Consider the following 24,668-nt stretch of genomic DNA (forward strand, 5'->3'; position numbering starts at 1 on the left):
ACATTTGGAAGTTTTGTTTCATAGTTATGCAACTTGAATTACTCATGGATTTTCTCGTATGCCTCGACCCAAGAAAGCTTTTTCCGGCACGATCAATGACGTGGATTTACGTTTGATGCGTGTGTTTAAAACCGTGATTGAATGTGGTGGCTTGTCCGCTGCGCAGACCGAGTTGGGCGTTGGTCGATCCACGATTTCTCGGCAAATTTCGGATCTTGAGATTAGACTTGGGCTGCGTCTGTGTCATCGCGGGCGCAGTGGGTTCTACCTGACGCAGCAAGGTCAGCAGGCTTATGATTTCATTGACCACTTTTTAAAACAGAGCGAAGACTTTACATCGCGCATTGCCAGTATCAGCAACAAGTTGGTTGGAAAAATCGAAATCGGCATGATCGATTTTACGATAAGCGACGTGAAGAATCCGCTCGTATCCGCCATTCGTAGCCTTCAAGCTATGTCCCCAGATGTGTCGGTCACTATGATGACGGGATCGCCGAACGAGGTAGAGCGCGGCGTGATTGACGGCAAATTACACGTGGGGATCGTCCCCGATTACCAACGCCACCCAAGCCTTAATTATATGACGCTTTACGATGAACGCGTTGGGCTGTTTTGTGGTGGGAATCACCCACTGGTCGATGATTTACTTAACGGAGTTACATTGTCGGACAGGGACGTTTGTAAGCACAAGCTGGTTCATCGTGGATATTTTGAAGGCGAGCGTTTGCGCAAAAGAAAGCAAATCTTTCCGGTTGGCAGTACGGTCTACCAGACCGAAGCGGTACTTTCCCTTGTGCGAAGCGGTGTTTACTTGGGCTACTTCCCGTCTCATTGCCAAGACTTAATTCGTGATGAGTTCTATGAAATTCTGCCTGATGTTTTTGGCTATTCCACTCCGATCTGTGCCGTTTGGCGCACTGATCGAAATCAATCCGCGATCTTGCAGGACTTTCTCGATCTTTTGAAACCATAGGCTTTCTCCAAGTTGCCGCCTGATGAGATGCGTCCTAGTAGCACTGTTTAAACGTAAGAGAGACGGCGTGCGCGGTAAATTCCGCACTTTGATACTTGGCTATCATTCCTTTGCTGCAAATTATCCGAATGACTGGTTTTCACGCCGCGTTGCGACAACAGAATTTTAGCGGTTGCAGCATAAGCAACGCTGCGAGCGCGCGCAGCACAAAATCAATGGGGCCGGTGTGGGCTCAAACCTGCCGTTAGCTGCAATTGGAAATTGAACAAACTGGATCGTCGCCCTGAAGGTCTGCTTTCTTTGAATTGTCCAATCTGGTTTGCTGCCGCAGCGAAAGTCAGGTTTCCGCCCTTGAGGTCGATCGACGCGAACGGCCCACTGCAGCCGTCCGTCTCATCGATTGGCGCTGCGCTGCAGCTTCCCCAAAGCAGACCTTGGTCGGTCGTGCGGCATTCCCTACCGCCCAATGCCGTGGAACGAGACCCTTCGGCAAACGGTCTTTTTAGGCGCCGAACAACCCATCGCCGAACTTGCACAATAAGCCGGCCACTGGCCTTAAGCACTTATCGCTGATGGCAAACATATTTGCGGACTGACCCGTAGCGACAATGGTGCCCGCGCGCCCTTTTGTCGTGGAGGCAATGAGTTATCAATTTGGGAGATTGTCCGAATTGTTGTCCGAAACTTTCAGATCAGAGAATGCTTTGAGAAATCTTTGGGTTTCATCTGTCATATGCCGCGCTTGCGGCCACGCTAACCAATATCCACCCAAACCGCTGTAAGAGGGTTGCTGAAGTCGAGCGAGGCGGCCTTCCGCGATTTCCCTCTCAAATAGAGGAAGCGATCCGAGGGATACGCCGTGGCCGGCAAGCGCGCGGCCGATTGATTGCGAATAGCTTGAGCAATGTGTCCGTGCTAGGCTTTCGGGTAGGGCTACCTGCAGCCGTTCTGACCAAACCTCCCAGTCGATCCATTCCGGTGATAGGCGATCATAAACCAAAAGCGGGGCTTGTGCGTCGGCCAACATCGCAGACCCCGCCAACCGTTGCGCAATTTTTGGTGTGGCCAGCGGCACGAGTTCTTCAGTGAGTATCTTCGTCGCGTTCCAACCCGGAAATGTGCCGTCGCCATAGACGATGGCAAGATCGTTATCGTCTGAAAACAGGTTGGTGAGATCATCACTGAGGGTCAGATTAAACATGCAGGCATCTTCGCTGAGCGCAAAGTCTCGCAATCGGGGCTGAAGCCAAAACATGCCAACGGCTGTCATGGAGGCGATACGCACGATTGGGTTCGCCGGGTTGGCAACTTCGGCGATAGATTGATCAATGAACTCAAGCGCCATGGACATACGATCACCCAAGCGGCGCGCGGCTAATGTTGGCACCAGTTTCGGTTTCCGCCTGTGGAATAGCTGCACACCTAGCCATCCCTCTAACTGGGCGATCCGTTTGCTGACGGCCGCTTGGCTCACGAGCAGTTCATCGGCGGCTTCCGTAAAGCTGCCATGCCGCAAGACGCACTCTAGAAAAATAAAGGTGTCGAGTGGCGGAAGGCGGTTTCGATATTTCTTCATAACTCTAGGTTATCTAAATTCATGAAAATTACCAGAGTTTGATAGTTTTGTTAGGGCTACTAACCTCACCAAAACTCACAACCACTATCAGGAGCCTAAAATGGCTGAATTTGATTGGCATGCCGAACGAAGTGATCTTGCGGGGCTCGCGCTACTTGATCGTGCACCTGAAAATGAAGGCATAGATCTGGTCGCAGTGCGTGCTTGGCGCCAAGGTCAGGTGCGCCGTGAGATGGCTGCACGCAACATTGATGCGGTCATATTGATGGACCCGATCAATATCCGTTACGCGACCGGGGCCCGCAACATGCAAGTCTTTTCAATGCGCAATGGCCCGTCGCGTTACCTTGTTATGACCGCTGATCGCACGATTATCTATGAATTTACCGGCGCGTTGCATCTGCCCGAAGGCCTAGAGACGATCGACGAAATTCGCCCCGCTGTGACCGCCAGCTTTGTAGCCGCAGGGCCCGATATTGTTGCGCGTGAACAAAAGTGGGCCAAGGACATGGCAGCCACGTTGCGCGAACTTTGCGGTACAAACCCCCGGGTTGGTGTGGAACGCATGAATGCCGGCACAGCAATGGCGATGGCTGATCATGGTATCCACCTTGTGGATGCGCAAGAACCTGTTGAAATGGCGCGCGCGATCAAATCCGCGGAAGAAATGAAGTGCATCAACGCATCACTGCGCGCGACGGAACGCGGTGTTGGCGAACTGCGAGACGCGCTTAAACCCGGTATGACAGAGGCCGAATTATGGGCGGTTTTGCATCACTCGATCATCGCGCAGAACGGTGATTACGTGGAAACCCGGTTACTTAACTCTGGCGACCGAACGAACCCTTGGTTTCAAGAAACCAGCTCTAATCTCATCCAGGCAAACGACCTTGTTGCACTTGATACTGATGTGGTTGGTTGCCACGGCTACTACTCTGATTTCTCACGTACATTCCATGCAGGCCCTGAAAAACCGACAGATAAACAACGCGATCTGTACAAAGTTGCTTACGAGCAAGTGCATCACAACATGGGTATCTTGCGTCCGGGGATGTCGTTTCGTGACTACGCGGATGCCGCATGGGATATCCCCGAGAAATACTACGCCAACCGGTACTATCTTAGCGCCCATGGCTGCGGGATGACGGGCGAATATCCGTACCTGTATCATAACGGCGATTTTCCAGATGCCGGATACGACGGTGAAATCCTTCCCGGCATGACGCTTTGTGTCGAAAGCTATACCGGTGAAGATGGCGGGCGCGAAGGTGTCAAACTCGAACAGCAGGTGCTGATCACTGAAACCGGGGTTGAGTTGCTCTCTCGCTTTCCGTTTGAAGAGGAACTTCTCAAATAAAGCGCAATGCAAGCTGACGTATGCCTGAGGGGATTTCCGCTTTTGCGCCATGTCATTTGCAGCGCTGCACAACACGCAAATTCATGTCTTTCAACAATAACACAGGGAAAAATATCAATGAAAAAACTACTTATAGCCGCCGCCGCCACAATGGTTGCTGCCCCCGCCTTTGCCCAAGACGCAGACAGCTGTGGTGCAGTCACGATTACTGAAATGAACTGGGCGTCAGCGTCTGTTGTGACCAATGTTGCGAACTTTATCATGGAGCAAGGATACGGCTGCGACGTGTCAATCGTGCCATCTGACACGGTTCCAGCGGTGACATCTGTTGCTGAAAACGGCGAACCCGATATCGTGACCGAATTGTGGGTTAACGGCACAGGGACAGCTTACGCGCGTCTTAAAGAGGAAGGCCTGATCCAAGAGCTCGGCGCTGTGATCGATCCCGGCGGTGTCGATGCGTGGTGGATCCCCGGCTATCTTGTCGAAGCACACCCCGAGCTTGCGACCATCGATGGTATCCTTGCGAACCCTGAATTGGTCGGCGGACGGTTCCACAACTGCCCCGAAGGTTGGGGTTGCCGCGTCTTTAATGACAACCTGCTGCCAGCTTTCGGTGTCGAGGAAGCCGGTATCGAAATTTTCAATCATGGCTCTGGCGAAACGCTTGCCACGTCAATCGCGGCAGCATTTGAAGATAACGCGCCATGGTTCGGCTATTACTGGGCACCGACAGCGGTTATCGGTCGCTACGACCTCGTTCAGGTTGATATGGGCGAATATGATGAAGCTGCTTTTAAAGCGGCGCGTGACGTTGATTCCACCGATGTTGGTCGCAGCTCTTTCCCGCCATCACCCGTGGTCACGGCCGTCACAACCGACTTCGTTGAAGAGCATCCAGAGTTGGGCGAATTCCTGGCCAACATGACCATTGAGACTGATACGATGAACAAGGTCTTGAGCTGGATGAACGACAATTCCGCAACGGGCGAAGAAGCCGCTGTCTACTTCTTGTCCACCTATCAGGACGTTTGGTCTGGTTGGATCAACGACGATGCACGCGAAAATCTGAGCGCACTTCTGAAATAAAAACCGCGCTACAACTCAGACGGTCCCTTATTTTAGGGGCCGCCTATTCGCGCGAAAGGCGATGAAGCCGATGCGCAGTTTCGCAAGACACCCAAAATGGTGCAGCGATCAGAACAGGGGACACGACCAATGGCCAACTTCGATTGGATCTTTAACACACTCGGTTTGCGTGAATGGTGCGATGGAGACGGCGGAGGCGGTAACGCCCCGTTGTCTATGGCCGATTTGTTGGCGAAAGCGAGCGGTGAGGCCCCCGAAACATCACTTTGGAATACACCGTTTCCGTCGATGGACGTTCTCAATGACGCCTGCAGCGTTTTTCCCCAATCGCGATCTGTCGCTCTTGGTCTGGAAAACGGGTTTCTCGGAATTAAAGATTCGCTTTCGGCCGTGCTTGACCCGATCACACAACCGCTGAGCTGGGCATTGCACAACGCGTTGTGGTTTTTTGAAACGACGCCGTGGTGGATCATGATACCGCTGTTGACCCTATTGGCGCTGCTTGTCAGCCGGTCCTGGCTTCTTGCTGCCTTCGTTGGTGGTTCTTTTGTCGGTCTCGCTTTCATTGACTATTACGATTACACGATGCAAACGCTGGCAATTATTTTTGTCTGTACCCTGATCTGTATTCTTCTTGGGGTGCCGATAGGCATCGCGATGTCTCGATCGGACAGGTTTCAGAATGGCATGATACCCGTGTTGGACATGCTGCAAACCTTGCCGCCGTTTGTCTATCTTATCCCATTGATCTTCTTGTTCTCAGTCACCGAACCAAAGCTGTACGGTATTGCGATTATTCTTTACGCAATTGTACCCGTGGTCCGGTTAACCAATCTCGGTATCCGCTTGGTCGATGAAGAGGTTATCGAAGCGGCGGATGCCTTTGGCATGACCAAACGGCAAAAGCTTTATGGCGTTCAAATTCCGCTCGCGTTGCCCAACATTATGGCTGGTGTGAACCAAACCATCATGATGTCGCTCGCGATGGTTGTCATTGCCAGCCTTGTCTCGGCCCCGGGTCTTGGTGTTCTCGTCCTGCGCGGCATCCGTAATCTTGAGCTTGGCGTCGGTCTGCTATCCGGTCTTGGCATCGTTCTGCTGGCCATCATCCTCGACCGCTTGACCAAAGCTGCACTTGCCCGCGTCAATGCCGCTCAAAAATCTTGAATGGAACACGCAATGACCGAACCGAAGATATCGATCCGTAATCTATACAAGGTTTTTGGCCCCCGCCCACAAGACGTCCTGAGTAAAGTCAAAGATGGCATGGGCAAAACCGAACTGCTCAAAGACCATGGTCATGCCCTTGGTCTGAACAATATCAACGTCGATATGGCACCCGGTGAAATCACTGTCATCATGGGTTTGTCAGGCTCCGGCAAGTCGACACTTATTCGCCACCTGAACCGTCTGATCGAACCGACCAGCGGTGAGGTTATTGTCAGTGGCGAAGACATTTTGACCTATAACGCGGCGCAACTGCGCGACATGCGACGCAAATGTATGTCGATGGTGTTCCAGAAATTCGCGCTCCTTCCGCACCGGACCGTGCTGGAAAATGCCGCGACAGCGCTGATCATCGACGGGCTTCCGCAAGCTGAATGGGAACCCGAAGCGACCCGTTGGTTGGAACGCGTGGGCCTGTCCGGACAGGGCGGGCAGTATCCACATCAGTTATCTGGCGGAATGCAGCAACGGGTCGGGATCGCGCGTGCACTGACCTCGAACTCAGACATTATGCTGATGGACGAGGCGTTTTCGGCGCTTGACCCTCTTATCCGCACGGACATGCAAGATCTGCTGCTTGAGCTGCAAAAAGAGCTCAATAAAACGATTGTATTCATTACGCATGACTTGGATGAAGCGTTGAAACTTGCAGATCACTTGGTCATCTTGAAAGACGGGCAAGTCATCCAACAAGGCGAGCCTCAGCATATTCTGATCAATCCAAATGATCCCTATATCATGGACTTCATCGCAGATATTAACCGCGCCCGCGTTTTGCGTGCAGGTACAGTAATGACAAAAGGCGGGGATACCACGGGGCTTAGCCACGAAGCCGATGCATCCGCTACGCTAGAGGATCTCATCGCCGCGTCGGACGGTAATACCAATGTCACATTCATCGTCACCAGCCACGGCGAAAATGTCGGGACGCTTTCGATGACAGATGTTGTTAAATCGCTCGTACCAGCGCACACAGAGGTGGTCGCGGATTTTCGGACCAGTCGTTAAGGTGGATCGCATGACGAAAGAAGTGATCCAGAATGAAGAAACGAAAGAACCATTCGCCGGAGTTCAAAGCCAAGGTTGCGCTTGAAACGATCCGCGAGGAGATGACGCTTGCGGAGCTATCCAAGAAGTACGGTGTTCACCCGACGCAGATCGGAATGTGGAAGCGCGCAGCGATAGAAAACATGGCGACGGCCTTTACCCGCTGGGGTTCGGCCCCCGAGCAGATTATGCCAGCAAAACAGAACCAATGAGATTAGCAGCCTGAAATGAAACCCTGATCCACCTAATCAAGGCTGCAAACTGGTCGGAAAAGCAGGACCACCTCTCATTTCGCCGATTGCATAATGAGAGGCATGCAGAAGCCTTTCTGCGAAATCGCGTGTCTTCACGGACCTCCCCAGCGGCATCTCCACTTCTTTGCAGTAAGGGGATCTGATCGCGGGGTCATTACCACCGCTGAACACAGCCATCGACCTGTTGCGCGCCTTTTTCCAAATCTTCGATCCAGCACACGGAGCAAATTGATAGGTCCTGTTTTCTGATCGAGCGGGTGAAGAACTGCTGCTTGTTCAGTAAAGTAAGTGTTTGATTTAGAACCAGCTTATTCCGGCTGTCCTAAATGAAGTGAAACCTATTCCGGGCAAGACTGGAACCCGCCATTATGTACTCAAAATCCATCTCAGATTTTATGCCGCGGATTAAAGCCTATACGCGGTTTGCAACCGATACGGTGGGGCTCAGTTAAGGTTCGAGATGTAGGTAAGAACGGCCCGAATCCGCCGTTGGTGAAGGCTCTCGACGCCTCGCCGCAATTCCCCAGAGCGGACCTTCATGCGCACCGCAGCATTTTGGGTTAACCGAATGACAGCAACGCGGACTTTGCGGGCCACTGCACGTGCCACATGAGCACTTATTGAACCCCTTCAAAGAAGCCCGTAATTTTGTTCAACATTGCATCATGTGCTTGCTGTCTTGCTTCGGTAGACGCTCCGCAAAGTGCAGGGTCGCCACCATCATCAGTAAGAATTTCTGGACCAGCCGGAGTGCAAGTCTGAAATCCGTCAAATACACTCGCATCAGTGAACGGCGCTTGGGTGAGGAGAGCTGTCGGTGTAACGGATGGCAGCGCATTATCGTGGCCAAGAGCAACCACCAGCGTCGGCGCTTCTACGGAGGATTGCCCGCCAGAAAACACAGCAGAGTATTCAGGAGAAATCGCTACGACCGAGGAAATGCGGGTGTCTCGCCGGGGTTTAGCCAACTCAATCTGATCAACGTCACTCAAAGCAACATCTTGGGATTGATACCAAGCACAGTCCGGTCCTTGGGCAGGCTCGTCGCAAGACAGATTATAGGATTGTAAATCGAAGTTGCCTCCGGAAAGTCCCAGTGCTGCCGTGCCACCAAGTGCAAATCCCACTACGAAAATGCGATCTTTATCAATGCGTTCAGACCAAACAGGGTCTCTCAGAATTGCATCAATTGAGCGACTGACATCATTGGGGCGGTGCCATATTTCATCAACGGCAGTAGCAGCATTAGTTGGCCGTGGCGAGTTGACCTCAACGGCAAGATATCCCGCACGTGCAAGCCCGGCAGTCAGCCATGCACCTGAGTCTTCGGCGGATCGCAATCCGCCGTGCGAAACAAACACCACAGGAAGGCGATCTTCAGTCACCATTGCATCGCGGCCTGCAATAACGCCCGTGAAAACAGCATTAGCACCCACATCCTCTTGCGTGCCGCCGCTCCCTGGATACCAGAGTGATAAATTCAATGGACGAGTTTGAGCTTCATCTGTCACAGCAATTGATGTCACACCAAGTGATTGTTCTGCAAAAGACGGCGTTGCACAGGCGATAAAAAAGGAAAAGAAGATGGCGGATTTCATGGGCCGGCTCCTAGGTTTTTCACAGTCCCAAACTGGAAGAAGTGATTCACTTATGAAGTATGATAGCGCCTAGAAGTGGGGGCAATGCTCTCCATACAAGATATTTGGAATGCACCAAAAAACACTCGTTTTTGGAACATGCAAAAACCACCTCATTTTGAGCCGTCGAAAACCCCTTTCAAAACCAAGGCAGTTCTGGAACGTTTTTGACAAGCCAACGACAGCAGACATTCGCGGCGGTGCAGTATTTCGGCAAAAGTGGGCTCTTTTCCGAGTTTGTCGGCATTTGCATACCAAATCGACGCCAAACTGGAAGGCGAGCGCCGGCTGTGCGGACTTTGCTGTCGTTGCGTTTCCTCATTTGAATGTCTGCTCTTTTTCTCTTCCGAAAAAGAGGGCTTAGCCCCAATCAAGCAACGCGATGCAATAGTCATGGTTTGATCGTCACGAGAAGGACGATCAACGTCAAAAGGGCCAGCCCGACAAACAGAAACGCCTTTCCGTTGGGCTTTGCGTCACTCGCGTTGTCCTGAACCGCTCGGCGTAGTTTACCGACCAGAGCACCATGCAACCCCGAGAAGCCAAGCACGAGCACAATCTTCATCCCCAACCATGCTGATGTAAACCAGCCGCCCTGAACCCCCAGCGATATGCCTAAAAGCAGAGCGATGATCATCGCAGGAGACGACACCGCCCTGTCATAGGCTTTCAACGACTTCATATGGATCAAGGCTGGATATCGCAGTGCGAGGGCAACTGCGGCCATCCCACCGACCCAAATGAAGAGTGCAATCAGATGTGCGGCTTTGGTGAGGTCGTAGAGCATTACTTTTGTTCCATTTTTCGGCGCAACCAGCGCTCATTCACAAAGCCGCCGAACGGGATCATCGCACCGACAAAAAGGCGCGCGGCACCTGTCCAGCCGATCAGGCCTTCTGCCCAGGATCGGATCACGAACCAGAGGAAAATCACGAAGGCCAACCCATGGATCGGACCCATGACAGAAACGAGTTGCGGCAAACCTGCAAAGTATTTCAATGGCATCGCCACGCAAAACAAAGTGAGGAGCGTCAGAGCCTCGAAAATAGCGGCACGCATGAGGCCAATCATGAAGGATTCTCCGAATCTCTGTGTGTAAACATATGTTTACTTTACGGTGAGGTCCGGCGCGTGTAAACAGTTGTTCACACGGAGGTGATAGCAGTGAAAAAAGCCGGCATCGTAAAAGATCGCGCCGCGACCGAGGCCCGCATTCTCAACGCGGCCCGCGCCGTGTTTGCCCGGCGCGGATACGATGCAGCCGGGCTGCGCGAGATTGCGGAGGTGGCCGAAGCGAACCTATCGCTGATCAGCCGGTATTTCGGGGGCAAAGAGGGGTTGCTGACTGCGTTGACAGAACAGTTTGTTGCGAGCCGCCGAGAGGGGAAGTTATCCTATCCACCGCAGGATACGTTGGAAGACGAGATATACAGATACCTGCACGAAAAGCTACGCGACGATCTGAAGGACGAGGACATCGTGCGGCTGATCGTCAGTCGCGCCGCCATCGATGTCGAGTTTCGAGAAAAGGGGCGCGTGCATTCAGATGGTCTCGCGGATGAAAATTTTCGCATCCGTGTAAGACGGTTACAGGATAACGGCAAAGTTTCACCAGATATTAATATCGACTTGTTGTTCGCTGGGGTTATGCATGTGTCTTTTTCGGTGAATTTCTTCGGCGCGATAGTGGCGGGGCGTCCAGACACAGAAATTGATGCGCTCTTCCATGGGTTCGCTGCGGCGTTGGCGCAGGGGTTTCCGGTTCGGCATTAAAGGGCGCATTTGGCGCATGTCGCGGCAAGAACTACCGCGCAGGCAGGGGGGGAATGTCGGCTTTGCACTATGAAAACCAATAATCGCGCACTTGCAGCGAAGGTCTCCTTCCCGCCCTTGGTGTAAACACTTGTCAGCATTTGGAATTGAACAGCGCAGCCATAGTAGCTCTAGGAAAAGAAAACGGCCTTAGAGAGTTTCTAATGCCGCCTAAGCAAGTTATCCGCCAAAATAACCCTTTTGGTATTTTGATCATGCCATGTGACAATTCACGTGATGGCAAATTTATGGGCATAGAATGGCAGAATTAGGGGGCAAAATGGCAAAACTTTAGGTGCACCCACAACAGGTCCAGCCTTAGTTAACCACATTTAGAGTGCCCGCAGGACCCACAGGTCATGCAGCCTTCGATCATACGCAAATCGTAGGCGCCGCAGGATGGGCAAGCTTTGCCGCGTGGTTTACCGTTGATCGCGACGACATCCGCCTGCGGGTCGCTTTTGAGCCCCATTCCCTCCCCAGCGAGGAAACCTATTGCGACCATGTGTTTTTCGATGACCCCACCAATGGCCGCTAAGATCGATGGCACGTATTTGCCTTGCATCCACGCGCCGCCACGTGGATCGAACACCGCCTTTAGCTCTTCAACGACAAACGACACATCTCCGCCACGCCGGAACACCGCGCTAATCATCCGGGTAAGCGCGACTGTCCATGCAAAATGTTCCATATTTTTGGAATTGATGAATACTTCGAATGGGCGGCGATGTCCGGCGATCACCAGATCGTTGATGGTGATGTAAATCGCGTGCTCTGACTCGGGCCATTTTATTTTATAGGTCGCGCCTTCCAGTTCATTGGGGCGGTCAAGCGGCTCGGACATATAGATCACTTCGGAACCGTCTTCGCTATCGCGCATTTGATCAGGGCGTTCGGCTGGGGTTGCCTCTTCGGACACGGACAATACTGACCCTGTCACGTCGTTGGGCCGGTAGGTTGTGCAGCCTTTGCAGCCTTGGTCCCAAGCAGCCATATACACTTCTTTGAAATCATCAAAGCTGATGTCTTCGGGGCAGTTGATCGTCTTGGAGATAGAGCTGTCGATCCACTTTTGCGCGGCCGCCTGCATGCGGACGTGGTCCAGCGGTGCCAGTGTTTGGGCGTTCACAAAATGGTCAGGCAGCGGCACGTCACCTTTAAGGTCGCGCCACATTTGCACGGCATAATCCACAACTTCTTCTTCTGTGCGTGATCCGTCTTTTTGCAAAACCTTACGGGTATACGCATAGGCGAAAACCGGTTCAATTCCAGATGATACATTGCCGGCATAAAGGCTGATCGTGCCAGTAGGCGCGATAGAAGTCAAAAGCGCATTTCGTATGCCATGTCGACGAATAGCGTCCCTAACATCCGTATCCATATCCTGCATTGTGCCACTAGCTAGATACTTATCGGCATCGAACAAGGGAAACGCACCTTTTTCCCTAGCCAAATCAACTGACGCCAAATATGCGGCGCGCGCAATCGCTTTCATCCATTGATCCGTCTGACGCGCCGCGTCTTCTGAGCCATAGCGCAAACCAACCATCAACAGCGCATCAGCGAGCCCGGTAACACCCAGCCCAATGCGACGCTTGGCAGCGGCTTCTTGGGCTTGAGCCTCGAGCGGGAACCGCGAGGTATCAACGACATTATCCATCATCCGCACCGCAGTGGCGACCAGATCGGTCATCACGTCGACATCAAGGGCGGCGGCATCATCAAACGGCTCGCTCACCAACCGTGCCATATTGATAGAGCCAAGCAGGCAGGCCCCATAAGGGGGCAATGGCTGCTCTCCGCACGGGTTGGTCGCCGCAATCGTTTCGCAGTAATTCAGGTTATTCATCTGGTTGATACGATCGATAAAAATCACACCGGGCTCGGCGTAATTATAGGTCGATTGCATAATCGCATCCCACAATTCGCGCGCCTGTACGGTGCGGTAGGTTTGACCGCCGAACACCAAATCCCAAGGGCCATCAGCCTTAACCGCCGCCATAAACGGATCGGTGATCAGCACCGACATATTAAACATGCGCAAGCGGGCCGCATCCGATTTCGCGGTGATAAAATCGGCGATATCAGGGTGATCACACCGCATTGTGGCCATCATCGCACCACGGCGCGACCCTGCCGACATGATCGTGCGACACATCGCGTCCCACACGTCCATGAACGACAGCGGGCCAGATGCATCGGCTGCGACACCCTTCACACCCGCCCCTTTTGGGCGCACCGTGCTAAAATCGTACCCGATGCCCCCGCCCTGCTGCATGGTCAGCGCGGCTTCTTTAAGCATATCGAAAATGCCGCCCATATCATCAGGCACCGTCCCCATGACAAAACAGTTAAACAAGGTGACAGAGCGCGCCGTTCCAGCACCCGCAGTTATGCGGCCAGCAGGAAGATATTTAAAACCGGCCAGTGCATCATAGAATTTATCTTCCCAAACACTTTGATCTTTTTCAACCACGGCCAAGGCCTTTGCTATCCTGCGCCAGCTATCTTCGACCGTTTTATCAATTGGCGTGCCATCAGCTTGCTTAAACCGGTACTTCATATCCCAGATTTGTTCGGCAATCGGTGCGGCAAAGGCGGTCATGGGATGATCCTTGATTGATTCTGAGAGAGGTCAGGTAGGGCATAAAGCATAGGTAAGGGAAGGCCAAAAGCAAAGTCACAAACCGTCTTTCAGAATCCCAGAAGACGGCCTATAAAGTGACAATACCACAATATCTAGGCGTGACCTTTGAAAAAATGGGTAAATATAGTAAAGCTTTCGGTCGGGACAGAAGATGTCGCGGGGCTAGAGGCTTGGCAAAACACACGGCATGCACAGGCCGCAGACGGCTCTCCGCGCCACATCACCCGCATGTGGCCAAAGCGCGCCGATGAGATATTGAACGGTGGCTCTATCTATTGGGTCATCAAAGGAGTGATCCAATGCCGCCAACCGATTATGCGCCTTGATGAAGTCATCGGCGAAGATGGTATCAGGCGCTGTGCCATCGTCAGCAAACCGGGACTGATCCGCGTCGCAGCAACACCGCGCCGCGCATTTCAAGGTTGGCGCTATTTAGCGGCAGATGAGGCACCCGACGACCTGACCGAAAGCCAACAGGCCGAAACGGCGCTGCCACCAGAGCTATCTAAGGCATTGGCCGATATTGGGGTGCGCTAGGTCAATAGTTAGTCAATCACGCCGATCGTCGAAAATCCGCATTGTTCGGCGATTTTGCCATAGGATGCGGTGAACCCCGCCAGTGACGCGCCATAAACGACCTCATCATCCAGCTTGATCCAGAGCATTTCAGCATGACGCATGTTTTGCAGCAACCATAAATTATCGCCCCCATGCACAGATGCCCGGGCCTGCATGATCCCGTCCTCATCCAAACCCGCCTGTACGAACCCTTCACTGACGGTATCAAGATCAAATTCGAACAACACCCGTTGCCCGTCCTGCATCATCGTTGTGTGCCCGCGCGGGGCAAATTCATGCAGCACAGGTGCAGGGTAGTAATGGGGCGGCAATGCATCACCGTTTGACACTTCAATCCGTAGCGCAGGCAGACCATCGCCGCCCGTCGATGCGGCGCAAAACACCCGCAAATCCTCGCCGGTATCAACAGTTTCAACACGAACTGACCAATCGCCGTAGTTCCAATATTGGGTATCAGCGACCGTCTGCGTCGGCAACATGGCCAATGCAGCGATCACCCATCTCATATGCCCAGAACCTTTTGTAACGTCTTGAGCGTCTTGCGCTGTTCATCTGTCCAATCCATGCGACGCCCGCGAAACAATGTCGCTTGCGATGCGTGAATCAACCCATCATCAAGAATTTTCAGCCCATTCGCACGCAATGTTTCCCCGGTCGACGTGATATCCGCAATCGCTTCGGCGGTTTCATTTTTAACAGTGCCTTCGGTCGCGCCTTGACTATCAATCAATTGATAATCGGCGACACCCTGTTCGCGCAAAAATTCACGCACCAAACGGTGGTATTTTGTTGCAATGCGCAGTCGGAACCCGTGTTTAGCACGAAATGCGGCAGCAGCGGCATCCAAATCATCGAGCGTATCAACATCAACCCAAGCCTGCGGCACCGCGATAATCAAATCCGCTCCGCCAAAGCCCATCAAGGCCAGCTCACCCACTTGGCTATCCCAATTGGCCAGCTTTTCGCGGACCAAATCTGATCCGGTGACCCCTAGGTGGATATTGCCCGCTGCCAATTCGCGCGGGATTTCACCAGCAGAAAGCAGCACCAATTCGATGCCTTCAATGCCCGACACTTCGCCCGCGTATTCACGGTCAGACCCTGATTTTCGCAGGGTCACACCACGGTTGCCGAACCAGTCAAATGTCTTTTCCATCAGCCGCCCTTTTGACGGCACACCCAGTTTCAACATCATTTGATCTCCAACGCGAGGTCAGGACGGATCACACCGCCGACGGCGGGTACAGCGCGTCCCTCGCCCAAACGGGCTGTCAGCGCATCATAACGCCCGCCAGTCGCAACAGGCGGTAAATCAGGACGCTGCGTCGCGTAAAATCCAAAGACGAACCCGTCATAGTATTCAAGCGAACTACGTCCATAGCTGCCTTCAAAATCAAGGTTATCGACATCCACACCACGTGCGTCCAAGGCACCTGTGCGGGCTTCCATCCGGGCGACCGCACTTGATATTGCAGGCATATCAACTGCGATATCGCGCAGATGGCTCAGCACATTTGGCGTGGTTTCACGCAGATCCAAAATCGCATCGATCAACATGACCTCATCCGTTGATATCGGTGGTTCGAGCGCATCGGCGCGCAAGGCTGCGATCCGGGCTTCCACCTCGGACCGACGACGCATCCCAATATCAGGTCCGGCATCCGCAAACGGATCCGCCGCCGCAAGCAGGGCTGTGCGCGTTGCGGGCACCTTGCCGCCGGCATAGCGTTTCAACAGTGACTTAAACCGCCCTGGCCGCCAGATGTGACGCAGCAATGCCGCCTTGCGTGCGTCACTTGTCCGCAACCCGTTCACGGCAGCTGTCAGAATACCAATATCACCCGTGGCCGCACGCACGGGCAGCCCCGTCAGCGCCTCCGCGATCATGGCAAAGACTTCGGCGTCCGTGGCAACGGGGTTCTTGCCGTCAAAGACTTCGTAGCCGACCTGCATATATTCGTTCGCACGGGTCTCGTCGTTTTCTTGCTTACGAAACACCTTGCCCGCATAGGCATAGCGTGCGGGATCCGCGTGGCTTTGCATATGCATCTGTACGACAGGTACGGTGAAATCGGGGCGCAGCACCATTTCGCCACGCAGCGGATCAGACGTCAGATAGGCGCGCGCGCGAATGTCTTCGCCGTAAAGGTCCAGCAAGGTTTCCGCAGATTGCAGCACATCGGCCTCGATCACTTGCGCGCCGTGGGCGACAAACAGATCGCGTAGCCGGTACGCCTCTGCGAGGATTTGAGGAGAATTCGGCATCAGCCCTGCCCGTCCAGAATTTCGCGCAGCTTGGCGACTAATTGATCACGCGGCACTTCGTATTGGCTTGGACGGTCTTTCCATTCTTCAAGGGTTGCGTTCTTGGCGATTTCAGCACCAAGGATCAGGTCTTTGATCTGCACCATGCCCGCATCAAATTCATCGCCGCCCGCGATCACCGCAGCGGGTGAATTGCGTTTATCGGCGTATTTCAACTGGTTGCCGAAATTCTTTGGGTTGCCCAGATAAACCTCGGCCCGGATACCCGCATTGCGCAGCTCCGCCACCATGCCCTGATAATCAGCCATGCACGCGCGATCCATCACGGTCACAACGACCGGACCGTCCATCGTTTTATCAAGCCGCCCTTTTGCATGCAGCGCCGCCAACAGCCGGTCCACACCGATAGATACGCCCGTTGCAGGGACTTCTTGACCCGTGAAACGCTTCACCAGATCATCATAACGCCCACCCCCCGCAACAGAGCCAAAGTTGCGCGGCCGCCCTTTGTCATCAAGCACTTCGAACGTCAATTCAGCCTCAAACACAGGGCCGGTGTAATAGCCAAGGCCACGGACAACCGATGGATCAATCTCAATCCGGTCTGCATTATAGCCCCCCGCATCAAGCAGTTCCGCCATCGTTTCCAGCTCAGCCACGCCATCGGCACCAACCTGAGACCCGGACACCAATTCGCGCAACCGTGCAACTGTTGCAGGCCCGTTGGCGCGTTTAGCATCCATAAAGCCCATGACGATCTCGGCCTGCTCATTGCCAAGCCCGGCGCCCTTGGTGAAATCACCGGACGCATCTTTGCGCCCTTCGCCAAGTAACGCGCGCACACCGTCAACGCCAAGACGGTCTAACTTATCAATCGCGCGCAGTACAATGCCGCGCTCGGCCTCTTTGTCATCACCCAACAGGCCTGTGACATCCATCACGCCATTCAACACCTTGCGGTTATTGACACGCACAACATAGTCGCCGCGTGGAATGCCCACGACCTCTAGCGTATCTGACAGCATCGCGCAGATTTCGGCGTCGGCAGCCACGCTAGACGCGCCAACCGTATCCGCATCACATTGATAAAACTGACGGAACCGACCCGGACCGGGTTTCTCATTGCGCCATACTGGGCCCATCGCATAGCGACGGTAAGGCAAAGGCAGATCATTGCGATATTGCGCCGCGACGCGCGCCAATGGGGCGGTCAAATCATAGCGCAGCGCCAGCCAGTCTTTGTCCTCTTCCCACGCAAACACACCTTCATTCGGGCGGTCGACATCAGGCAGAAATTTACCCAAGGCCTCGACCGTTTCCACAGCCGATGTTTCTAGCGCGTCAAACCCGTAACGATGATAAACTCCGGCAATCTTGGTTAGCATCTCGGTGCGTTGCGCCACCTCTGCACCAAAATAATCGCGAAAACCCTTTGGGGTCTGCGCCTTAGGACGGGGTTGCTTCTTGACTTTAGCCATTTCGGATTCTGCCTTCACTGGTCATTGAGGCCGTTTAACGCGCCAAAGTCTTAGGAGCAATGCAATCGCCAAAAATCGCGCAATATCTTCATATTTCTGTCAATTCACGCGTTGGTCTGCTGGCCCATCTATGCAGGGAAGATACATTGCGCTAGACGGTGAGAATGACCGATATTACACATCTTGAAGAACAAATTGCGCATCTGACCCGCACGGTCGATGACCTGTCCGACATCGTCGCGCGGCAAGAAACGGCGCTTGCGCTCGCGAGCCGGCGTCTTGCGATGTTGATGGAGCGCGAAGCATCGCGTGAATTGGACGGCGGCGGCACTGTCCCGCTCGCAGACCAGCGCCCGCCGCATTGGTAGATTAGTCGGTTTTCTGCACCATTACCCTAGCCTCGGTCGATTTTATCGTCATCCGCGCTAACGGACCAAAACCCGTGATGTCATGTTCTAGTTCCGGAAACAGTGTGAAGATTTCTGCGCGCTGCTCTGCGCCCATACCCTCAAGACCGACATGCCCCGGATGAAAGCTCTCGCATGGCGCGTCGCTGGCGTAAACGACTTCATGTTGATCAAACATGATGTGGTAATATGTAATCTCACCACCTTCGCGGCGCGTGATTGAACGATCATTTACCAGATGTTTTGCCGCCACAAGAACTTCGGGCTCCCCAAATAGTAATTCAGCCTGCCATCCTTGCACCAAAACGCGGTGTTGCGGCGATAGTATAAGCGCCCTCGAATTGCCCAATACGTCTTTGGAAATATGAATCGGAGCAAATTTTCCAACCGCCGCGACCGTGCGCGACCCGACCCAGCGGATAGGTTGAAAACCATTGTCCATCGTCTGCACGAGATCGGATGGCCTCAGATCCTGAACCGCGACCTGTCCACGGTCAGTTTCGATCAATGTATCATGTGCAAAGCAAACGACGTCGCCGGAAAGGTCGCCAACGCCAATGACCCCTGAACTCACCCCACTGGTAGAGCTTCCGCCCATCAGGACAAAGACCTGCACAACAGGCGTATCAAATGTGACCGTGAGAGAATCCGCTGCTCCCGGCCCTTCGACACCAGTGCTGTTATTGCCATTAGCCTCAACGGTATACTGATTGACAATATCGTGGGTCGTACTCAGATTCGAAAATGTGGGTGCGACCAAATTTCCATCAGCGTCGATCCCATAGATTATCACTTGGTCATCCCAAGTATCGCCAGAGTCTAGATCGAGGATTTCAAAACTCAGGTCATCAACGGCCCGATCAGTAAAATCTAATCGCACACCGTTCAGTTCGCCCGCCGGAATTTGGCTAGATTGAATATACCCACCAAAGCCATTGCTGTAGCTTGATCCAGACGTCCCAGAAGTTGCAACATTCGTGGACGTAAACGTCGTGCTATTTGCACCATCGTTGATTGTGGTGGTACCGTTCGGACTAGAAAACGTTGTCCAATCGAACAAAAATGGCATGATAGGCCCTATTCAACTTGTTTCACTAGCAAAGAAATTTTTCTATCGGTTGCCCAGCCTAAGCGAAAACCCCTAAACTTCCGTAAACTAGACAAAAGGATAGGGGTTTGCGCGCCTGTGCACTCACATACAAAGGGCCTCATCATGGCAATCGTGACGCTACCTGAACAAACCGCCAAGCGGCTTTCCGATCGAATTTCGGCGCTTGACCCAGAGCTCGAACACAGGGTGTTTGCAGCCTCAGATATTGTGATGGGGATCGCATTTACTGAAAGGGACACAGCGGAATTTAAAGGCGAAACGGGTGTCGCCTTGATACTCGCTGTTAAAGAGCTTGCCGGGTTGACCAAGGCGATCCCCGAATTCGAAGATGGGCAGCGCAACTATTGTATTATTAAAAACACGCGCGCCGTTGCCCGGCTTGATCCGTTTTTCGCAATTTAGGCATCCTCGACTTCGATCACCCCGTCGAGGCTACGCAACGCGCCTTTGATTTGCGGGTTTACGGGAAATTCGTCGCCAAGATCCAATTCAACCTCGCCCGGTAAATCTGGGTGCATCAGATTGAAAAATACCGGACCACGTCCCGCGCGCACATTGTCTTTGGCGGCATTGGCAAGGATGGTCGCCACGGATTTAATCGCATCGGGCGTATCGATAAACACGCGTAGCGCCGCCCCACCCGCATCGGCGACCACATTGTCAATTGGTGCTACGGATCGCCCTAGCAATTTCAACTGGTCGCTTTCCATCGTGGCTTCGCAGGACAAAACGACTTGGCTGCCGGTTTCCAGATAATCGCGCGCGGCCTCAAGCGTATCTGAGAACAGCGTGACCTCATATTGGCCTGTTGGATCAGATAGTTGTGCGAAAGCAAAGCGGTTGCCACGTGCGGATTTACGTTCTTGGCGACCCGACACAGTCCCCGCCATTTTGACAACGCAGGCCCCGCGTTCGGCTTTGGCAGTCACCTCGTCCAGGGTTAGGACCTGTTTGCGTTTCAGCGCGCCCATATAATCGTCCAATGGGTGGCCAGACAGGTAAAATCCAATTGCCTTAAACTCTTCGGCTAACCGCTCAGCTGGCAACCAATCGTCCCCGCCCGCAAGCCGCGGCTCGGGCAGATCATCACCGGCTTCGCCAAACAACGACACTTGGTTTGATGATTTTTGATCGTGGATCGCGGCGGAATATCCCGATAGCGCATCAAGGCTCATCATGACCCGGCGGCGGTTGCGGTCAAGCACGTCCAACGCCCCTGCCCGCGCCAACATTTCCAGCGGACGTTTACCCACACGTTTCAAATCAACGCGGCGCGCAAAATCAAACAAGTTCACAAATTCCGCATCACCGCGCCCGTCCACGATCAGCTTCATCGCTTCAACGCCCACGTTTTTCAACGCGCCCAGCGCATAGACCAATTTGCCCTCATGCACATCAAAGGTCGCTTGTGATCGGTTCACACACGGCGGGGTATATTCCAGCCCCAGTCCTTTTTTAACCTCTTGAAAATAAACACCCAATTTATCAGTCAGGTGAATATCACAGTTCATCACCCCGGCCATAAATTCAACCGGGTGGTTCGCCTTTAGCCAAGCCGTTTGATAAGATACCACCGCATAGGCTGCCGCGTGTGATTTGTTGAATCCGTAGTTCGCGAATTTCTCAAGAAGGTCAAAAACCTCTGACGCCTTTTTCTTATCAACGCCATTTTCCATCGCCCCTTTTTCGAATTTGGGGCGTTCTTTGGCCATTTCCTCGGCGATCTTTTTACCCATCGCACGGCGCAACAAATCCGCACCGCCAAGGCTATAGCCCGCCATGACCTGCGCGATTTGCATCACCTGTTCTTGGTAAACGATGATGCCTTGGGTCTCCGCAAGCAGGTGATCGATGGATTCATGCACCGATTCAATCTCGCGTTGGCCATTCTTGACCTCGCAATAAGTCGGGATGTTTTCCATCGGGCCGGGACGATACAGCGCCACCAACGCAACAATATCTTCGATACAAGTTGGTTTCATGCGCTTAAGCGCATCCATCATGCCGCTGGATTCCACCTGAAACACGGCGACCGTTTTCGCGCTGGCATAAAGCTTATATGACGCCTCATCATCCAGCGGGATCGCCCCGATGTCATATTCAAACCCGGCGGGCGGCTGGTAAAGCTCTTTCCCGTCAGCGGCAACATTCAACGGGCGCCCAGTCTTTTTGACCAGCTCAACCGCGTTTTGAATGACGGTTAGGGTTTTCAATCCCAAAAAGTCGAATTTGACCAATCCCGCTTGTTCAACCCATTTCATGTTGAACTGGGTGGCTGGCATATCGGATCGTGGGTCTTGATACAGCGGGACCAATTCGTCCAACGGACGGTCCCCAATCACAACACCCGCCGCGTGGGTTGACGCGTTGCGCAACAGCCCTTCAACCTGCTGGGCGTATGTCAAAAGCCGATCCACGACTTCTTCGTTCTTCGCCTCTTCGCGCAGGCGCGGCTCGTCCGCGAGCGCCTTTTCAATCGATACGGGCTTAACGCCCTCAACTGGGATCATCTTGGACAGGCGATCCACCTGCCCATAGGACATCTGCAAAACCCGGCCCACATCGCGCACGGCGGCCTTGGACAAAAGTGCACCAAAGGTGATGATCTGTCCGACCTTATCACGGCCATACTTTTCTTGAACATACCGAATGACTTCTTCGCGGCGATCCATGCAAAAGTCGATATCAAAATCGGGCATGGACACACGTTCTGGGTTCAAGAACCGCTCAAACAGCAACGAATACCGGAGCGGATCAAGATCGGTGATCAGAAGCGCATAGGCCACCAAAGACCCCGCACCAGACCCCCGGCCCGGCCCAACCGGAATACCGTTATCCTTGGACCATTTGATAAAGTCAGCAACGATCAAGAAATAGCCGGGGAACCCCATGCCTTCGATAATGCCCAGCTCAAATTCAAGCCGCTTTTCGTATTCCGCAACCTCTGCTGCATGCGGGATAATGGCGAGACGCGCCTTCAGCCCCTCTTCGGCCTGACGCCGCAATTCTGCGACCTCATCATCCGCAAATTTCGGCAAGATCGGGTCGCGTTTATAGGTCTTGAACGCGCAACGTTTGGCGATCTCGACGGTATTTTCGATCGCCTCTGGCAGATCTGCAAACAGCGTCACCATTTCTTGCGGCGATTTGAAATAGTGTTGTGGGGTCAGGCGGCGGCGCGGCTCTTGCTGATCCACATAGGCCCCATCGGAAATACACAAAAGCGCGTCATGGGCCTCAAACAAATCCGTCTTAGGGAAATACACATCATTGGTCGCGACCAACGGCAGGTTCTTGGCATAGGCCATTTCAACATGACCGCGCTCTGAAAGGCGCTCTGCCTCGGGCAAGCCGCCATCAATTGGATGACGCTGTAACTCAACATAAAGCCGGTCCGGATAGATCGCGGCCAAACGGTCCATCAAAATCTCAGCCTTGGGGCGCTGCCCCTGGCGCAGCAACCGGCCAACGGGGCCATCAGGCCCACCGGACAGACAAATCAGCCCGTCGTGATACTGCGTCAAATCATCCAGCGTGACCTGCGGCAACTGCCCATCCGCATCCAAATATTCACATGAATTGAGCTTCATAAGGTTCATGTAGCCCGCTTCAGTCTGGGCAAGCAGCACAATCGGCGCAGGGTCTTCGGGGCGTTTGCCGGGATCAGGCGTGGTATACCGCAGATCAACCTGACAGCCGATAATCGGCTGGATGCCAGCCTTTGACGCGCCCTCAGAAAACTCGAGCGCGCAAAACATATTGTTGCGATCCGTAACCGCAACGGCAGGCATTCCCATCGCCGCGGCCATGCCGGGCAGCTTTTTCACCGGAACCGCCCCCTCAAGAAGGGAATATTCCGTATGAACGCGCAGGTGAATGAATCGAGGATCAGTTGTCATGCGCCCAAACTATCTGAAGGCGGGGCGGGTACAAGGTGGCAATGGCCGCTAAGCGGACAGAGTAGGCATCATCGCACCTACCATAATCGCTAGACATTTCACTAGTGTCGTGATTTATTCGTGTTGTTCGCTGAGCTTCATCTCGGACGGAAATTTTCTCTAGGCGTAGACAATTTTAATGTGGCCATTCCCGTGCTGCGTGATTTCCCTACGCTCGGGAAGATCGTTTCATGACAAATAGAGACCTAAGACCTGATTGCGCAAACTGCGCATCTCTTTGCTGTATCGCGTTTGAATTTGAGAAATCTGAAAGCTTTGCAATCGACAAAAAATCAGGCGAGCCTTGCCCCAATCTGAATTCTTGCGGCAGGTGTTCTATCTACGATGAACGCGAAGAGTTTGGCTTCTCTGGTTGTGTGGGGTTTAATTGTTACGGTGCCGGGCAACGCGTGACGCAAGACCTGTTTGAAGGCCAAAACTGGCAAAACGACGCCCGGCTGCGTGCCCCAATGGCCCATCTCCTTATTGCTGCGCGTCGGGCACATGAAGCGTTGCAGCTTCTTCATTGGGTTCTTGACACGGGCCTACCCACCAAACAACAACAGCAAGCAGCAGAATTGGCTGAGAAGTTGGAAGAGCGCATCATAACTGAAGAGGAGTTTCTTTACCTCGCGGGCGCGGCTAAAAAATTGCTAGGATCATTTCGTAGCAATTTTTTTAATCAGCGGGGCTCTAGATAACGCGAGCCCCGTCGTGACCGCAAGATTAACGACTAATCTTTTAGGTGGGCGACATAGCGCCACGGTCGCCCCACCTCCTGCATTGACGCCCCCTGCCGAAATCGCGAATATGACAGTCCGATGACAGAGCAACTCAATTCATTTTTCGCGGCCATGTCCGATCCGACTCGTCGGGCGGTGATTGAGCGGTTGGCCAGTGGCCCGGCGAGTGTCAGTGAATTGCACGCCCCACACGATATGGCTTTACCAACATTCATGCGCCATCTGGGCGTGCTCGAAAAAGCGGGGATTGTGCGATCGATCAAGAAGGGCCGCGTGCGGACCTGCCACCTCGCCTATGAACCTCTGATCGAAGCCCAAGGTTGGCTTGCGTGGCAGCGCCACCTATGGGAACATAGGCCCGAAGCAGCACCACTTTAGCCCGCCTCATGCGGCAACATCGCCTAAAAATTGATCATTTAGTTAAATATTTTGCAGTGCACGGCATGTTTATCCTTGCCAAGACGCCATTGCATCGCTTTGATGGGTTGGGTTCCTAACGCGTCTACGCCGCATCGACGCATTGGGGTG

General features: G+C 53.5%; 22 protein-coding genes and 1 pseudogene. 12 read left to right on the top strand and 11 right to left on the bottom strand.

Translation table 11 applies throughout. The features are described from left to right. The first annotated feature begins 58 nt into the window (after nucleotides 1-58). Nucleotides 59-973 carry a LysR family transcriptional regulator gene (locus tag DS901_RS15615; protein WP_113777826.1) on the top strand — a complete coding sequence of 305 codons (915 nt, stop codon included), beginning with the start codon at nucleotides 59-61 and terminating at the stop codon, nucleotides 971-973. Nucleotides 974-1,622: 649 nt separating this feature from the next. Here the strand turns inward: DS901_RS15615 and DS901_RS15620 are convergent. Further along, complete coding sequence (locus DS901_RS15620; RefSeq protein WP_113777827.1) at nucleotides 1,623-2,549, bottom strand: LysR substrate-binding domain-containing protein; 927 nt, start codon at nucleotides 2,547-2,549, stop codon at nucleotides 1,623-1,625. Between the two features lie 100 nt (nucleotides 2,550-2,649). Between DS901_RS15620 and DS901_RS15625 the strand changes: the two genes are divergently transcribed. The 5 genes and pseudogenes from DS901_RS15625 to DS901_RS19055 form a co-directional block, all read left to right on the top strand. Beyond that, nucleotides 2,650-3,906, top strand: coding sequence for a M24 family metallopeptidase (locus tag DS901_RS15625; protein ID WP_113777828.1), 1,257 nt, complete (start codon nucleotides 2,650-2,652; stop codon nucleotides 3,904-3,906). Between the two features lie 117 nt (nucleotides 3,907-4,023). Next, nucleotides 4,024-4,995: an ABC transporter substrate-binding protein gene (locus DS901_RS15630; protein WP_113777829.1), complete on the top strand. Its 972-nt coding sequence runs from the start codon at nucleotides 4,024-4,026 to the stop codon at nucleotides 4,993-4,995. Nucleotides 4,996-5,124: 129 nt separating this feature from the next. Continuing rightward, nucleotides 5,125-6,162, top strand: coding sequence for an ABC transporter permease (locus DS901_RS15635; RefSeq protein ID WP_113777830.1), 1,038 nt, complete (start codon nucleotides 5,125-5,127; stop codon nucleotides 6,160-6,162). A gap of 12 nt (nucleotides 6,163-6,174) precedes the next feature. After that, on the top strand, nucleotides 6,175-7,230 hold the full coding sequence (locus DS901_RS15640; protein ID WP_113778069.1) for a quaternary amine ABC transporter ATP-binding protein: 1,056 nt from the start codon (nucleotides 6,175-6,177) through the stop codon (nucleotides 7,228-7,230). 32 nt (nucleotides 7,231-7,262) lie between these two features. Beyond that, nucleotides 7,263-7,430: pseudogene (locus DS901_RS19055) on the top strand (transposase); the annotation flags it as partial. Nucleotides 7,431-8,140: 710 nt separating this feature from the next. Here DS901_RS19055 and DS901_RS15650 read toward each other — a convergent pair. The 3 genes from DS901_RS15650 to DS901_RS15660 all read right to left on the bottom strand — a co-directional run bounded on the left by DS901_RS15650 (nucleotide 8,141) and on the right by DS901_RS15660 (nucleotide 10,231). Beyond that, nucleotides 8,141-9,121 (bottom strand): alpha/beta hydrolase family protein, encoded by a 981-nt coding sequence (locus tag DS901_RS15650; RefSeq protein ID WP_113777831.1) that lies wholly within the window; start codon nucleotides 9,119-9,121, stop codon nucleotides 8,141-8,143. Between the two features lie 430 nt (nucleotides 9,122-9,551). Further along, nucleotides 9,552-9,947: a CopD family protein gene (locus tag DS901_RS15655; RefSeq protein WP_113777832.1), complete on the bottom strand. Its 396-nt coding sequence runs from the start codon at nucleotides 9,945-9,947 to the stop codon at nucleotides 9,552-9,554. Continuing rightward, nucleotides 9,947-10,231, bottom strand: a complete 285-nt coding sequence (locus tag DS901_RS15660; protein ID WP_113777833.1) for a DUF3817 domain-containing protein — start codon at nucleotides 10,229-10,231, stop codon at nucleotides 9,947-9,949. Before DS901_RS15660 ends, DS901_RS15655 begins: the two co-directional genes overlap by 1 nt. Before the next feature lie 93 nt (nucleotides 10,232-10,324). On the opposite strand from DS901_RS15660, the gene DS901_RS15665 reads away from it, so the two are divergent. After that, entirely contained in the window at nucleotides 10,325-10,933 is a 609-nt protein-coding gene (locus DS901_RS15665; protein WP_181820893.1) for a TetR/AcrR family transcriptional regulator, read from the top strand. Nucleotides 10,934-11,294: 361 nt separating this feature from the next. Here the strand turns inward: DS901_RS15665 and DS901_RS15670 are convergent, their stop codons facing one another. Next, on the bottom strand, nucleotides 11,295-13,577 hold the full coding sequence (locus DS901_RS15670) for an adenosylcobalamin-dependent ribonucleoside-diphosphate reductase (protein WP_113777835.1): 2,283 nt from the start codon (nucleotides 13,575-13,577) through the stop codon (nucleotides 11,295-11,297). A gap of 147 nt (nucleotides 13,578-13,724) precedes the next feature. On the opposite strand from DS901_RS15670, the gene DS901_RS15675 reads away from it, so the two are divergent. After that, nucleotides 13,725-14,156, top strand: a complete 432-nt coding sequence (locus tag DS901_RS15675; protein WP_113777836.1) for a DUF1489 family protein — start codon at nucleotides 13,725-13,727, stop codon at nucleotides 14,154-14,156. Nucleotides 14,157-14,164: 8 nt separating this feature from the next. Here the strand turns inward: DS901_RS15675 and DS901_RS15680 are convergent, their stop codons facing one another. The 4 genes from DS901_RS15680 to hisS are packed head-to-tail and all read right to left on the bottom strand — an operon-like array spanning nucleotide 14,165 to nucleotide 17,941. Next, complete coding sequence (locus tag DS901_RS15680; RefSeq protein ID WP_113777837.1) at nucleotides 14,165-14,704, bottom strand: hypothetical protein; 540 nt, start codon at nucleotides 14,702-14,704, stop codon at nucleotides 14,165-14,167. Further along, a complete protein-coding gene (gene hisG, locus DS901_RS15685; protein ID WP_113777838.1) occupies nucleotides 14,701-15,393 on the bottom strand; it encodes an ATP phosphoribosyltransferase in 693 nt (230 codons plus the stop codon). The genes DS901_RS15680 and hisG overlap by 4 nt, the downstream gene beginning before the upstream one ends. Further along, nucleotides 15,390-16,463 (bottom strand): ATP phosphoribosyltransferase regulatory subunit, encoded by a 1,074-nt coding sequence (locus DS901_RS15690; protein ID WP_113777839.1) that lies wholly within the window; start codon nucleotides 16,461-16,463, stop codon nucleotides 15,390-15,392. The genes hisG and DS901_RS15690 overlap by 4 nt, the downstream gene beginning before the upstream one ends. Next, a complete protein-coding gene (gene hisS / locus DS901_RS15695) occupies nucleotides 16,463-17,941 on the bottom strand; it encodes a histidine--tRNA ligase (protein ID WP_113777840.1) in 1,479 nt (492 codons plus the stop codon). Before hisS ends, DS901_RS15690 begins: the two co-directional genes overlap by 1 nt. A gap of 164 nt (nucleotides 17,942-18,105) precedes the next feature. Here hisS and DS901_RS15700 point away from each other — a divergent pair, with 164 nt between their 5' ends. Further along, complete coding sequence (locus DS901_RS15700; protein WP_113777841.1) at nucleotides 18,106-18,309, top strand: SlyX family protein; 204 nt, start codon at nucleotides 18,106-18,108, stop codon at nucleotides 18,307-18,309. A gap of 1 nt (nucleotide 18,310) precedes the next feature. Here the strand turns inward: DS901_RS15700 and DS901_RS15705 are convergent, their stop codons facing one another. Further along, nucleotides 18,311-19,417 carry a Hint domain-containing protein gene (locus DS901_RS15705; protein WP_113777842.1) on the bottom strand — a complete coding sequence of 369 codons (1,107 nt, stop codon included), beginning with the start codon at nucleotides 19,415-19,417 and terminating at the stop codon, nucleotides 18,311-18,313. Nucleotides 19,418-19,561: 144 nt separating this feature from the next. Between DS901_RS15705 and DS901_RS15710 the strand changes: the two genes are divergently transcribed. Continuing rightward, entirely contained in the window at nucleotides 19,562-19,861 is a 300-nt protein-coding gene (locus DS901_RS15710) for a hypothetical protein (protein ID WP_113777843.1), read from the top strand. Here the strand turns inward: DS901_RS15710 and dnaE are convergent. Next, complete coding sequence (gene dnaE, locus DS901_RS15715; RefSeq protein WP_113777844.1) at nucleotides 19,858-23,358, bottom strand: DNA polymerase III subunit alpha; 3,501 nt, start codon at nucleotides 23,356-23,358, stop codon at nucleotides 19,858-19,860. The genes DS901_RS15710 and dnaE overlap by 4 nt on opposite strands. Nucleotides 23,359-23,588: 230 nt before the next feature. Between dnaE and DS901_RS15720 the strand changes: the two genes are divergently transcribed. Together DS901_RS15720 and DS901_RS15725 are read left to right on the top strand one after the other, a co-directional pair. Then, complete coding sequence (locus DS901_RS15720; protein WP_113777845.1) at nucleotides 23,589-24,098, top strand: hypothetical protein; 510 nt, start codon at nucleotides 23,589-23,591, stop codon at nucleotides 24,096-24,098. 120 nt (nucleotides 24,099-24,218) lie between these two features. Next, nucleotides 24,219-24,518, top strand: coding sequence for an ArsR/SmtB family transcription factor (locus DS901_RS15725; protein ID WP_113777846.1), 300 nt, complete (start codon nucleotides 24,219-24,221; stop codon nucleotides 24,516-24,518). Nucleotides 24,519-24,668: the final 150 nt, after the last annotated feature.

The sequence above is a fragment of the Loktanella sp. D2R18 genome, assembly GCF_003318235.1.
Classification (GTDB): Bacteria; Pseudomonadota; Alphaproteobacteria; order Rhodobacterales; family Rhodobacteraceae; genus Yoonia.